Raw genomic sequence first — 12,969 nt, 5'->3', positions numbered from 1 at the left:
GAGTCCGGGCTTACCCTTTCATTCCTCGGCGTCCGCCCGGCTCTCCCTCGCAATCCTCCGGCGGACCTGCGTGCTGGTCGCCACCAGCAATTCCTGCCGCTCGGAATCCGCGTTCTCGCGCAGCGCCAGGGACATCCGGATGGTGACGGGCTCGCCCTCGAGCGGGAGCAGCGCGATGCGGCGGGAGGAGACGGTGCCCGCCGCCGTCGGGTACATCAGGGTCCAGCCCGGAGTGCCGGCGCCGATGTCGGCGAGGGTGTCCTGCAGCCCCGTGGAGGGCGGCCCGATGGTCACCTCGAAGCCCGCCTTGCGGCAGGCGGCGACCACCGTGTCGTACAGGACGGGGTTCTTGTCGCGCGGCGCGATGCGCAGCGGCAGCCCGGCCAGGTCGGCGAGGTCCAGCCGGCCGCGCTCCGCCAGCGGGTGCGCGGCGGGCAGCGCGACCACCAGCGGGTCGTACCAGAGGGTGAGAAGCCGCAGGCCAGGGGCGCTGTCGAGGCCGCGTACGAAGGCGGCGTCCAGGCGCCCCGCGCGCACCTCCTCGAGCCGGGTGTGCGCGTCCAGCGTCTGGAATTCGAAGCGGGTGCCGGCGCCGTCCGCGGGCAGCGCGTCGAGGAAGTCGTCGAGCCGCTCCCCCAGCGCGGAGCTGATGCCGACGCGGAGGGTGGCCTCGCTCTGCGCGGCCAGCCGGCGGGCCTTGGCGGCGAAGGTGTCCAGCGCCTCGAGCAGCTCGCGGCCCTCGGGCAGCAGGGCCTGGCCGACCGGGGTGAGCGTGACGGTACGGCCGGAGCGGTCGAAGAGCTGGGTGCGCAGTTCGCGCTCCAGCCGGCGCACCTGCTGACTCACCGCGGGCTGGCCTATGTGCAGCCGTTCGGCCGCTCTCCCGAAATGCAGCTCCTCGGCCACCGCAACAAAGTATTGAATCTGACGCAGTTCCACAGGATCCCCCTTTTCCTGCGGGCGATCCTTGCACACCTCGCGGCGGCCCCCACCATCGGGTCGGGCCGCCGCTCGGTCGTACAACGCAGAACCATTTCCAGGGTTTCCCGGGAAACGTTTATTTACCCGGCGTTGGCCTTCTGCAAATCGCCGTCCCGGCTTTCCGTAACCGGCTCCGGTACGGCGAGGGATTCCTTCGCCGCGGCCTGCCGCGCCGCCATCGACAAGAAGAAAGCGAAGGCCGCGATGCCCACCGCCGAGGCGCCGATGACGAACCAGCCCAGCGCGAAGAGATCACCGGCCGGCAGCCGGCTGGAAAGGAAGATTCCCAGCGAGGCGCCCAGCAACTGGAGCGCGCCCATCAGCCCGGAGGCCGAGCCCGCCGTCGAGCGGAAACTCGTCACGCCCGCGCTCATCGACAGCGGCAGCAGGAAGCCGTTGCCGAAGGTCATCACCGGCATGAAGACCAGCACCAGCAGGCCCCAGGGCGCGCCGGCCCCGCTCAGCCCCAGGCCCAGCATCATCAGCGCGCCGGCGAAGAAGAAGCCGTGGCCCATCCACAGCAGCCGGTTGACGGGCCGCTTGCGGAGCAGGGTGCGGGAGGTGAGGTTGCCCGCGACGTACGCGACGGAGACGGTGATGTAGCAGTAGCTGGTCGTCTCGGTGGCCAGCCCCATCTTCTCGAAGACCAGCGGGGAGGCGGCCAGGTAACCGAAGTAACCGCCGTACGCCACCGCGAGGTTGATGGTGTACGCCCAGAACAGCGGGCGGGTGAGCAGCTTGGGGTAGCCCTTGAGCGTGGCGCCGAGGTGCTTGCTGCGCCGCTCCGGCGGCAGGCTCTCGGGGATCGCGGTGACCATCACGGCCAGCGTGGCGAGACCGATCAGCGCGGTCACCACGAACGGCGCCCGCCACGAGACGTACGTGGTCAGATACCCGCCGACCAGCGGCGCGACGGACGGCGAGACGCCCACGATCGGCATGACCGTGGCGAACATCCGGGCCGCGTCCTTCTCCTCGTACAGGTCGCTGATCACGGCCCGCCCGAGCACCATGCCCGAGCCCGCGCCGAGCGCCTGCAGCAGCCGTCCCGCGCCGAACACCTCGACCGTGGGCGCCACCGCGCACACCAAGGAGGCCAGGACGAACAGGCCGAGCCCGGAGACGATGACGCGCTTGCGGCCCCACGCGTCCGAGATCGGCCCGTAGACCGCCTGCGAGACCGCGATGCCGATCATGAACGCGCTGAACGTCCACTGCACGGACGCGACGGGGGTACCGAAGGCATGCGCGGTGGCGGGCACGCCCGGCAGGTTGATGTCGGAGGCGAACAGGCCGCCGGCGTTCAGCGAGCACAGGACGGCGAGCAACAGCGCGTAGGGCGTGCGTGCCGATGCGGTCTTCATGACAACTGACAACTTCCTTGTCTCAAGGGTTCGTTGGGGGCTTTGTCACCCGGTGGCGACCGCAGCCCGGGCGACCTCGGCCCCGGCCAGCCGCCCGAACGTGAGCGCGCGCAGCACCGAGGTGGCCCCCGGGTAGCGGCTGTAGTAGAGGCCCGCGGTCTCCCCGATGGCGTACAGCCCCTCGATCGGTTCGTCCCGCTCGGTCAGCACCCGCGAGCGGGCGTCGGTGCGCACCCCGCCGAAGGTGAAGGTGATGGCGCAGTGCACCGGCCAGGCCATGTACGGCGCGGTGTCCAGCTCCACGGCCCAGTTGGACTTCGGCGGCACGAGGCCCACGGTGTGCTTGCCGTCCAGCCGGGTCGGGTCGTACGGCGCGGTGGGCCGGCAGGCGTCGTTGTACCGGGCGACCGTCCAGCTCAGCTCGTCCGGCGCGACGTCCAGCTTGCGGGCCAGCTCGTCGATGGTCGGCGCGGTGACCGGGTCCTTGTCCGTCAGCAGCGACCGCTCGTGGCCCTCGATCCGCAGCAGCTTGGCGTCGCAGATCAGGTACGCGGACTGCCGGGCCTCCCGCCAGATCCGGTAGGCGACTTCCTCGAAGGTGTTGTCGGGGGTGTCCGACCCCTCGTCCAGGAAGCGCCGCCCGTCCGCGTTGACGAGGATGCCGTACGGATACGCCATGACCAGCGCCTCGGCCTGGTGGCTGCGCGGGTCCACGGGCTCACCGTGGAAGCGGTCGTACTGCCCGCTGCGCGCCGCCCCCACCGCGACGGCCATCTCGATGCCCTCGCCCCGGTTGTTCCTGCCGCCGGGCGCGATGGGCCGCAGCTCGCCGCCGGTGGGGCCCACGTGGCGCTCCAGCAGCTCCCGGTTCCCCTGGAAGCCGCCGGACGCGAGGACGACCCGCCGCGCGGCGATGTGCCGCGGCGTGCCGCCCTCCTCGACGTGCACCCCGCACACCGCGCCGAAGGCGTCGGTGCTCAGCGAGATGGCGCGCACCCCGTAGGCGATTGAACCGCCCAGCCGTTCCAGCGACTTGGCGAGCCTGTCCACCAGCGCGGCGCCGCCGCCGGCCGGCATCAGCCGGGGCCCGCGCGCGGTGACGAAGTAGGTCGGGCGGGTCTCGAACTCGACCCCGTGCCGGTCGGCGAGCCAGCGCACGGTGGGCTCGGCGTTCTCGGACAGCGCCGCGATGTACGCGGGGTCCGACTGGCCCTCGCTCAGCTCGTGCATCCGGCGCTCGAAGTCCTCGGCCGGCCTGCCGTCCGCGGTGAGCCGGAAGAAGGAGCCGGTCCAGGTGGTGTTCCCGCCGCGGTTGTAGCGGCTGGAGCGCTCCAGGACCAGCACCCGGCTGCCCGGGGCGTTCTCGGCGAAACTCACCGCGGTCGCCAGGCCACCCGCCCCGCACCCCACCACCACCAGGTCCAGGGGACCGGCGGCGTCGGCTGCGGGCTCGGACGAGGGGACGGCGGTGTCGAGCACATCGCTCACGGCGGCTCTTCCTCTCCTGTATGCGGGGCTTCGGGGCCTGGAACCGGCGCGGGTCAGCGCTTGGCGGCGCGCGCGGCGAGCGTCTCGCCGGCGATCGACCAGCTGTCGGTGCCGATCTCCTGCACGGTGACCCACACGCTCTCCGGCTTGCTGCCGGTGGCCTTCACGTAGGCGTCGGTCAGCTCGCGGACCAGCTCGGCCTTCTGCTCGGCGGTCTTGCCGGGGGTCTGCTGCACGTGGATGAGAGGCATGGCGGTACTCCCAGAAGTCGGGTGGATGTGAGGGATCAAGTCCAGCACCGGGCCCGGGGCCGTCCAAGACGCAATCCGATCTGGCACCGATCACGAATCGTGATGGGTCGCGCCGCGCTCAGATCCTGCGTACGGCGATCAGCGCCGCCGCCCCCATCGACGCCAGGCACACCACGACCACACCGGTCCACCCGGCGCGGTGGTATGCCGCGGCGGCCAGCGTGCCGCCGACGCTGTTGCCGATGTAATAGATCGTCAGGTAGACGGCGGACGCCTGGGCACGCCCGGTGGCCGCGTTGCTGCTCACCGAGCTGGAGGCGATCACATGGCCGGTGAAGAAGCCGGCGGTGACCAGGACCAGGCCCGCCACGATCGCCACGACGCTGTCCGCGATCGTCACCAGGACCCCCGCCGAGGCCAGCACCATGCCCCCGTACAGGGCCGTGCGCCGTCCGAAGCGCTCGGCGAGCCGCCCGATGTACGTCGAGGTCACCGTCCCCACGAGGTAGATCAGGAAGAACGCGCCGATCACGCCCTCGGGCAGGCCGAACGGCGGCGCCGAGAGCCGGTACCCCAGCACCGTGAAGACCGCGCCGAAGACCACCATGAACAGCGCGCCGAGGAAGTACAGCCGCAGCAGCAGCGGATTACGGAGATGACCGCGGACCGTACGGGCCACCGCGCCCGGATTGACGCGCGCGGGGCGGAAGTTGGCGGCCTTGGGGACGGTGAGCCGGAAGACCACCGCGCACAGCAGCGCGATGCCGCCGAGGACCCCGAGCGAGACCCGCCAGTTGCTCCACTGGGCGACCAGACCCGCCACGAACCGCGAGCTCATCCCGCCGATGCTGTTCCCCGCCAGATACAGCCCGATGGCCGAGGACACCGCCGCCGGGGAGACCTCTTCGGCGAGGTACGCCATGGCGGTGGCGGGGAGCCCGGCGAGCGCGACGCCCTGCAGGGCGCGCAGCGCCACGAACGTGCCGGTGTCCGTCACGAACGGCAGCGCCAGCCCGACCACGGACGCGCTGAAGACCGAGGCCGTCATGACGCGGGTGCGCCCGTACTTCTCCGACAGTGCGCTCAGCGGCAGCAGCGCGATGGCGATCGCGGCGGTGGTCGCCGAGACTGTCAGGCTCGCCTCCGCCGGGGTGATCCGCAGCTCCCCTGAGATCTCCGGCAGCAGGCCCTGGGTGACGTACAGCAGCAGGAAGACGGCGACGCCGGCCGCGAAGAGCGCGGTGATGGCGCGGCGGTAGGCGGGGGTGCCGGGCGCGAGCTTGCGCGCATCGGACGGGAGCGGGACAGGAGTGGGGGCACCGGCCCCCGTACGTGTATCCACCATGTTCGGGGACGCTAAGAGCGCCCGATCCATGCGTCCAATGGTCAAAAGGCGCGATACTGATGCGAAAACGCATCAGCGGAGGTGGCGGGGTGTCCGAACGGGCCGAGCCGGCGGATTACTCGGACGACGGCACGGCCGTCCCACCGGTCCCGCTGACGGGCGACTCGGCGGCGCTGCTGCTCTCCCCGCGGCTGGCGCAGTTCGCCGCCGTGGCCCGCGCCCAGCACGTCACCCGCGCCGCCGCCGAACTCGGCGTACCACAACCGACGTTGAGCCGGTCCCTCGCCCGCCTCGAAGCGGACCTCGGCGTGCAGCTGCTGACCCGGCACGGCCGCCGCGTCCGGCTGACCTCCTCGGGCCGCACGCTCCTCGCGCACGCCGAACGCTCCCTGCTGCACGCCGAACGCGCCGGCCGGGCCGTGCGCGAGGACGCCGATCCGCACAGCGGCCGGATCGCCTTCGGCTTCCCCCACACCCTCGGCCCGTCCACCGTCCCCGACCTGCTGCGCGAGTTCAGCGCACGGTATCCGCGCATCCGCTTCCAGCTCATGCAGGACTACGGCGCGGCCCTGCTGTCCCGGCTGCGCACCGGCGAGCTGGACCTCACCCTCATCTCGCCGCCGCCCGACGCGCCCGATGTGACCGTGCGCCGGGTCCACCGGCAGCCGCTGCGCATCGTCGTCCCCGCCGGACACCCGCTCGCCGGGCGCAAGCGGGTCCGGCTCGCGGAGGTGCGCGACGACGCCTTCGTCTCCCTGCCCGCGGGCTACGGCCTGCGGCAGATCACCGAGCGGCTGTGCGCCGAGGCCGGCTTCGCCCCGCGGATCACCTTCGAGGGCGAGGAGGTGGAGACCCTCCGCGGCCTGGTCGCCGCGGGCCTCGGGGTGGCGCTGCTGCCGGCCCCCGCGGTCCCGCGGCCCGGCGTCGTCGAGCTGGCCGCCGACGGCCCCGGCGTGGTCCGCGAGATCGCCCTGATCTGGGTCAACGGCCACCGGGCACCCGCTCCCGTCGAGGAGTTCCGGCGCTTCCTGCTGGCGCGCCGCGACCGCCTGCTGTCCGGCTGAGAGCCTGTCTCCACAAACAGGCTCCGGCATACGGAAGGGCCCCGGAGCGCTGTGCTCCGGGGCCCTTCCGCAGAACCTTCGTAACGGGCTCACGCCTCGTCGTCGGGCTTCTTCGTGTCACCGTCGATGTCGGCCTCCAGGCCGAGCTGCTCGACGAGCCACTTGTCGAACTCGATGGACGCGCGGATCCAGCTCACCGTGCTGGAGACGAAGTGCTCCAGCGAGACGCCGGTGCCGACCAGCATCGACGCCTCACCGATCAGACGGACCGTGCCGTCGTCGTGGGTGTGGGTGTAGGCCTTGGGCCACAGGGTGCGGCGGTTCCAGTCGTCGATCGCCTCCAGCAGCTTCGCTTTGAGCTCGATGCCGTGCGGGCGGTCGTAGAACGTGCGGACGGAGAAGATCTGCTGCTCCTCCTCGCCGCGGAACATGAAGTACGTGCGGAACTGCTCCCACGGGGCGGCGAGGTCGCCCTCGTCGTCGACGACGTACTTCAGCTCCATCTGGTCAAGGAGCTGCTTGACCAGGTCCTGATCGGGCACGATCGGCCCCTCAGGCCCGGTCGGCTGCGGTTCGGGCTGGCCCCCGAAATTCGGAATCGAGGACGGGTCGATAGTCACCGTGGAAGTCCCTTCGTATGGTCCTCGCCATCCTCCCCCACACCCGCCCCGTCCTGGCAAGCGGACGGGGCGGGTCGTGTGCGGAGCGCCCCTTGTGCGGCGGGAGTGCCGGGGCGGTCCGCCCCTTGTGCGGCGGGAGTGCCGGGACGGTCAGGCCGCGGCCGGCTCCCGCTCCGCCGTCACCGAAAGGTGGTCGCCGTCCACGTCCACCCGTACGGTGTCGCCGTCGCGGATGTCGCCCGCCAGGATCGCCCGCGCGAGCTGGTCGCCGATGGCGGTCTGGACGAGGCGGCGCAGCGGGCGGGCACCGTAGGAGAGATCCGGCTGCGACTGCTCCGGCTTGTCGATCACCGGTTCCTGGCCCAGCCACGCCAGCCAGGTCAGCGCCGCGTCCGAGACGTCCAGGGTCAGCCGCCGGTCGGCGAGCCGCTTCTGCAGATGCGCGATCTGGATCTGCGCGATCCGCTGGAGCTGGTCCGTGCCGAGCGGGTGGAAGACCACCGTGTCGTCCAGCCGGTTCAGGAACTCGGGGCGGAAGGCGGAGCGGACCGTCTCCAGCACCTTCTCCTTCTTCTGGTCCTCCTTCAGCAGCGGGTCCATCAGGAAGTTCGAGCCGAGGTTGGAGGTCAGGATCAGGATGGTGTTGCGGAAGTCCACCGTCCGGCCCTGGCCGTCCGTGAGCCGGCCGTCGTCCAGCACCTGCAGCAGGATGTCGAAGACCTCGTGGTGGGCCTTCTCCACCTCGTCCAGCAGCACGACGCTGTACGGGCGCCGGCGCACGGCCTCGGTGAGCTGGCCGCCCTCCTCGTACCCGACGTAGCCGGGAGGCGCACCGACCAGCCGGGCCACGGAGTGCTTCTCGCCGTACTCGCTCATGTCGATGCGGACCATCGCCCGCTCGTCGTCGAAGAGGAAGTCCGCGAGCGCCTTGGCAAGCTCGGTCTTGCCGACGCCGGTCGGGCCGAGGAAGAGGAACGAGCCGGTCGGGCGGTCGGGGTCGGCGATCCCGGCACGCGTACGGCGCACCGCGTCCGACACCGCGCGCACGGCCTCGGTCTGCCCGATCAGCCGCTTGCCCAGCTCGTCCTCCATGCGCAGCAGCTTCTGGGTCTCGCCCTCCAGCAGGCGGCCCGCCGGAATGCCGGTCCAGGAGGCGACCACGTCCGCGATGTCGTCCGGACCGACCTCCTCCTTGACCATCGACTCCTTGGACGCCTCCTGCTCGGCCTCGGCGGCCGCGGCCTCGTCCAGCTCCCGCTCCAGGCCCGGGATCTCCCCGTACAGCAGCTTGGAGGCGGTGTCGAAGTCGCCGTCGCGCTGGGCGCGCTCGGCCTGGCCGCGCAGCTCGTCGAGCTTCTCCTTCAGCTCACCGAGGCGGTTCAGGCCCTGCTTCTCCTTCTCCCAGCGCGCGGTCAGCCCGCGCAGCTCTTCTTCCTTGTCGGCGAGGTCCTTGCGCAGCTTCTCCAGCCGCTGCACGGACGCCGCGTCCGTCTCGTTCTTGAGCGCCAGCTCTTCCATGCGCAGCCGGTCCACGGACCGCTGCAGCTCGTCGATCTCCACGGGCGAGGAGTCGATCTCCATGCGCAGCCGGGAGGCCGACTCGTCGACCAGGTCGATGGCCTTGTCGGGCAGGAAGCGGGAGGTGATGTACCGGTCGGAGAGGGTGGCGGCGGCGACCAGCGCGGAGTCCGCGATCTGGACCTTGTGGTGCGCCTCGTACCGCCCCTTGAGGCCACGCAGGATCGCGACCGTGTCCTCGACGGTCGGCTCGGCGACCAGCACCTGCTGGAAGCGCCGCTCCAGCGCCGGGTCCTTCTCGATCCGCTCGCGGTACTCGTCGAGCGTGGTCGCGCCGACCATCCGCAGCTCACCGCGGGCGAGCATCGGCTTGAGCATGTTGCCCGCGTCCATGGCGGAGTCGCCGCCGGCGCCCGCGCCGACGACCGTGTGCAGCTCGTCGATGAACGTGATGATCTGCCCGTCGCTGGACTTGATCTCCGCCAGGACGGTCTTCAGCCGCTCCTCGAACTCACCGCGGTACTTCGCGCCCGCGACCATCGCGCCGAGATCCAGCGCGACCAACCGCTTGTCGCGCAGCGACTCGGGCACGTCGCCCTTGACGATGCGCTGGGCCAGTCCCTCCACGACGGCGGTCTTGCCGACGCCGGGCTCGCCGATCAGCACGGGGTTGTTCTTCGTCCGCCGCGAGAGCACCTGCACGACGCGGCGGATCTCCTGGTCCCGGCCGATGACCGGGTCGAGCTTGCCCTCGCGCGCGGCCGCGGTGAAGTCCGTACCGAACTTCTCCAGCGCCTTGTACGTGCCCTCCGGGTCCGGGTTGGTCACCCGCTGGCCACCGCGCGCCTTCTCGAAGGCGTCCAGCAGCTTCTTGGCGGAGGCGCCCTGCCGGTCCAGCAGCTCACCGGTGGACCCGCCCTTCGCGGCGATGCCGATGAGCAGGTGCTCGGTGGAGATGTAGTCGTCGCCCAGCTCCTTGGCGCGCTGCGAGGCGTCCGCTATCACGGCGAGCAGCTCACGGTCGGGCTGCGGCGGGGCGACCGTCGAGCCCTGGATGCTGGGCAGCGCGGCGACCCGGCGCTCGGCCCCGGAGCGCAGCGCAGCGGCGTCCGCGCCGACGGCGGCCAGCAGGTCGGTGATGTTCTCGTTGTCCTGCCCGGCGAGCAGCGCGAGCAGCAGATGGGCCGACGTCATGTCCGCGTTGCCCGCGGTCACGGCCCGCTCGTTGGCGGCGCTCAGCGCCTCCCGGCTCTTGTTGGTCAGCTCGGCGTCCACGTGCTCGCGCTCCTCCTCGTACCTCTGGCCTGCATGTATACGCCCCTCGCGGGGCCCACCCTGCCTAGCTCAACATGCGATAAGTTGAGTCTATTCCACTCAAGGCCAAAACGCCGACTCCTCGAACCCGTCCACCGCCCCCTGGGGTGCCCGCTGGTCTCCCGCCCACTCCTGCGAGGAGACCGCGCCGGGCCCCCGTAAGGTGCGGGTATGGCTCAAGATCTGCGGAATCCCGACCCCGAGTACCTCGACTTCTGGCGCGAGCGGCATCTGTGCACCCTGACCACCCTGCGCCCGGACGGGACCCCGCACGTGGTGCCGGTGGGGGTGACGTACGACCACGAGCAGGGGCTGGCCCGCGTCATCGCGAGCAAGGGCAGCACCAAGGTCCGCAACGTCCTGGCGAGGGGCGACGGCGGCGCGCGCGCCGCGGTCTGCCAGATACAGGGCCGGCGGTGGGCGACCCTGGAGGGGATGGCGACGGTCCGTACGGACGCGGAGAGCGTGCGGGACGCGGAGGAACGGTACGCGGTGCGGTACGAGCGGACCCCGCGGCCCAACCCCGAGCGCGTGGTCATCGAGATCCGGGTGACGAAGATGCTCGGGCGGGCATGAGCGTCGGTGGGTGACCGGGTCGGCGGGTGACCGGGTCCGCCCAGGATGTGGTCCGTTTCCGGACAGAAAACGTCAGCTGGAGGCCGAATGAGGTCGGTAACGGACACCAGCAGGGCGTACGGAATCTCATCCACGCCTCCTGATCCGCCTCCCCGCGCCGAGTGCTGCCCGCGCTGCGGCGGCCTGCTCGCCGTCAACCAGGACGGATGGAAGATCTGCCACGCCTGCGGCTACGCCTCGCCACCCGGCACCGCGTCACCACCCCGCTCATCCCACAGAGGTATCGTCACCCCCACAGTCGTCACGTCCCGGGGGGCACGATGAATGCGGTGCGAGTGACGGCGATCGCGTGCCTGATGCCGCTGTCCGAGCTGGACGACGATCCCTTCCTGGTCGACGACCGCCGCCAGCACGAGATGTGCTCGCAGTGGGCCGCGGACCGTGACTACCGCCTCACCTGGCGGCTGAGCCTGCACCACCTGCGTGCCGACCACTGCGCCCTGTGGCAGGACGTGGAGGCGGGCCTGGTCGATGTCTTCGTCGTACCGAACCGCCGCGCCCTGGAGAACGCCGTCGACTCCGCCGAGGATTTCACCGCCCGGTGCGCCGCGGCCGGCGTCCGGCTGGAGACCGCCGACCTCGCCGAGCCGGTCTACACCGCGGCGATGAAGTCCCATGTGCACCGCCGGCTGTCGATGCCGACGGCCGGCTACAACGGCTGCTGAGACAGCGACCGAGTACCCGAGTACCACGGCCGCTGAAACGGCGGACGAGTACAACGGCCGCCGAGAGCGCGGCCGTTACTCGGACGTCCGCTTCGGGCGCCACACGACCAGCGCGCTGGTCTGCTGCACGTCCTGATACGGGACCAGGTCACGGCGGTAGCTGGCGTGCACCGCCGCCTCCCGCTGCTGGATCGCGGCGGCGGCGCCCTCCACCGCGCTCTGCAGCTCGGCGACCCGCTGCTGGAGCGCCGCGACCTGGTTCTCCAGTTCGATGATGCGCTTGATGCCCGCGAGATTGATGCCCTCGTTCTGCGAGAGCTGCTGCACCTGGCGGAGCAGCTCGATGTCGCGGGCCGAGTAGCGACGACCGCGCCCGGCCGTACGGTCCGGTGAGACCAGGCCGAGCCGGTCGTACTGGCGCAGCGTCTGCGGATGCAGGCCGGAGAGCTGAGCCGCGACGGAGATGACGTAGACCGGCGACTCGTCGGTCAGTTCATAGGGGTTACGACTGCGCCGCCCGCCCCGGCTGTCCATCATCAAGCTCCCTTCGCCGCCTGGAAGAGCTTCGATCGCGGGTCCTCACCCGCGGTCGCCTCGCGATACGCCTCCAGCGCCTCACGCGCCTTGTCGCCGAGGTCCTTGGGCACGACCACCTCGATGGTGACCAGGAGGTCGCCCCGGGTGCCGTCCTTGCGCGCCGCACCCTTGCCGCGGGCCCGCATCGTCCGGCCGTTCGGCGTACCTGCCGGGACCTTCAGGGTGACCGGCGGCCCGCCCAGGGTCGGGACCTTCACCTCGCCGCCGAGGGCGGCCTCCGGGAAGGTGACCGGCACGGTGACGGTGAGGTTGTCGCCCTTGCGGCCGAACACCGGGTGCGCGTCGACGTGCACGACGACGTACAGGTCGCCGTTGGGCCCGCCGCGCTCGCCCGGAGCGCCCTTGCCGCGCAGCCGGATCCGCTGCCCGTCCGAGACGCCCGCGGGGATGCGCACCTGCATCGTGCGCGAACTCGTCGCGCGCCCGCTGCCCTTGCACACCTCGCAGGGGTCCTCGGCGATCAGGCCGCGGCCCTTGCAGTCGGCGCACGGGTCGGTGAGCGAGAAGCCGCCGCCCGCGCCCCGGCTGACCTGGCCCGTACCCACGCAGGTCGGGCAGACCCGCGGGGTGCCGTTCTTGTCGCCGGTGCCCGAACACGCCTTGCAGGGCGCCGGGCTGGACATCCGCAGCGGGACCGTGGCCCCGTCCACCGCCTCGGTGAAGCTGAGCGTCACCTCGGACTCGATGTCCTGGCCGCGGCGGGGCTGCGTACGCGTCCCCGCGCCGCCGCCCCTGTTGAACAGGCCGCCGAAGACGTCCCCGAGGCCACCGCCGAAGCCGCCGGCGCCCGCCCCGCCCTGGGCGCCCCCGAAGAGGTCACCCAGGTCGAAGTTGAAGCTGCCGCCGCCGGCGCCGCCGGGCCCGGCCCGGAAGCCACCGTTGCCGAACAGCGCCCGTGCCTCGTCGTACTCCTTGCGGCGCTTGGGGTCGCCCAGGACGTCGTTCGCCTCGGAGATCTCCTTGAAGCGCTCCTCGGCCTTGGTGTCGCCCTTGTTCGCGTCCGGGTGGTTCTCCCGGGCGAGCTTGCGGTACGCCTTCTTGATCTCGGCGTCGGTGGCGTCCTTCGGGACGCCGAGGACCTTGTAGTAGTCCTTCTCGACGAAGTCCTTGGTGCTCATCCCCGACG

The 12,969-nt window shown here is 71.5% G+C and carries 12 protein-coding genes; 3 read left to right on the top strand and 9 right to left on the bottom strand.

Annotation, left to right across the window (positions count from 1 at the left end):
- Positions 1–18: 18 nt before the first annotated feature.
- The 5 genes from IG84_RS0101680 to IG84_RS0101660 all read right to left on the bottom strand — a co-directional run bounded on the left by IG84_RS0101680 (position 19) and on the right by IG84_RS0101660 (position 5,429).
- On the bottom strand, positions 19–939 hold the full coding sequence (locus IG84_RS0101680; protein ID WP_031050349.1) for a LysR family transcriptional regulator: 921 nt from the start codon (positions 937–939) through the stop codon (positions 19–21).
- Between the two features lie 122 nt (positions 940–1,061).
- A complete protein-coding gene (locus tag IG84_RS0101675) occupies positions 1,062–2,345 on the bottom strand; it encodes a multidrug effflux MFS transporter (RefSeq protein WP_078648537.1) in 1,284 nt (427 codons plus the stop codon).
- A 45-nt stretch (positions 2,346–2,390) separates the two neighbouring features.
- The gene (locus IG84_RS0101670; protein ID WP_051861237.1) at positions 2,391–3,833 is read right to left on the bottom strand and encodes an FAD-binding protein; all 1,443 of its coding nucleotides are present in this window, start codon (positions 3,831–3,833) and stop codon (positions 2,391–2,393) included.
- 53 nt (positions 3,834–3,886) lie between these two features.
- On the bottom strand, positions 3,887–4,084 hold the full coding sequence (locus IG84_RS0101665) for a tautomerase family protein (protein ID WP_031050342.1): 198 nt from the start codon (positions 4,082–4,084) through the stop codon (positions 3,887–3,889).
- 118 nt (positions 4,085–4,202) lie between these two features.
- Positions 4,203–5,429: an MFS transporter gene (locus tag IG84_RS0101660; protein WP_031050338.1), complete on the bottom strand. Its 1,227-nt coding sequence runs from the start codon at positions 5,427–5,429 to the stop codon at positions 4,203–4,205.
- An 89-nt stretch (positions 5,430–5,518) separates the two neighbouring features.
- Between IG84_RS0101660 and IG84_RS0101655 the strand changes: the two genes are divergently transcribed.
- The gene (locus IG84_RS0101655) at positions 5,519–6,493 is read left to right on the top strand and encodes a LysR family transcriptional regulator (RefSeq protein ID WP_245659185.1); all 975 of its coding nucleotides are present in this window, start codon (positions 5,519–5,521) and stop codon (positions 6,491–6,493) included.
- A gap of 89 nt (positions 6,494–6,582) precedes the next feature.
- Here IG84_RS0101655 and IG84_RS0101650 read toward each other — a convergent pair whose 3' ends face one another.
- Positions 6,583–7,113: a YbjN domain-containing protein gene (locus tag IG84_RS0101650; RefSeq protein ID WP_031050330.1), complete on the bottom strand. Its 531-nt coding sequence runs from the start codon at positions 7,111–7,113 to the stop codon at positions 6,583–6,585.
- Positions 7,114–7,263: 150 nt separating this feature from the next.
- Positions 7,264–9,906: an ATP-dependent chaperone ClpB gene (gene clpB, locus IG84_RS0101645; RefSeq protein ID WP_031050325.1), complete on the bottom strand. Its 2,643-nt coding sequence runs from the start codon at positions 9,904–9,906 to the stop codon at positions 7,264–7,266.
- Positions 9,907–10,116: 210 nt separating this feature from the next.
- Here clpB and IG84_RS0101640 point away from each other — a divergent pair, with 210 nt between their 5' ends.
- The gene (locus IG84_RS0101640; protein ID WP_031050323.1) at positions 10,117–10,521 is read left to right on the top strand and encodes a PPOX class F420-dependent oxidoreductase; all 405 of its coding nucleotides are present in this window, start codon (positions 10,117–10,119) and stop codon (positions 10,519–10,521) included.
- A gap of 320 nt (positions 10,522–10,841) precedes the next feature.
- Complete coding sequence (locus tag IG84_RS0101635) at positions 10,842–11,246, top strand: hypothetical protein (protein WP_031050321.1); 405 nt, start codon at positions 10,842–10,844, stop codon at positions 11,244–11,246.
- Positions 11,247–11,321: 75 nt separating this feature from the next.
- Here IG84_RS0101635 and IG84_RS0101630 read toward each other — a convergent pair whose 3' ends face one another.
- On the bottom strand, positions 11,322–11,780 hold the full coding sequence (locus IG84_RS0101630) for a heat shock protein transcriptional repressor HspR (RefSeq protein ID WP_030259115.1): 459 nt from the start codon (positions 11,778–11,780) through the stop codon (positions 11,322–11,324).
- A 2-nt stretch (positions 11,781–11,782) separates the two neighbouring features.
- The gene (dnaJ, locus tag IG84_RS0101625) at positions 11,783–12,961 is read right to left on the bottom strand and encodes a molecular chaperone DnaJ (RefSeq protein WP_031050317.1); all 1,179 of its coding nucleotides are present in this window, start codon (positions 12,959–12,961) and stop codon (positions 11,783–11,785) included.
- Between the last annotated feature and the right edge of the window lie 8 nt (positions 12,962–12,969).

This window comes from Streptomyces ochraceiscleroticus (assembly GCF_000720485.1).
GTDB classification, from domain to species: Bacteria; Actinomycetota; Actinomycetes; order Streptomycetales; family Streptomycetaceae; genus Streptomyces; species Streptomyces ochraceiscleroticus.
The sequence above is the reverse complement of the archived record's forward strand: the minus strand, read 5'-3'. Positions and strand labels throughout refer to the sequence as shown.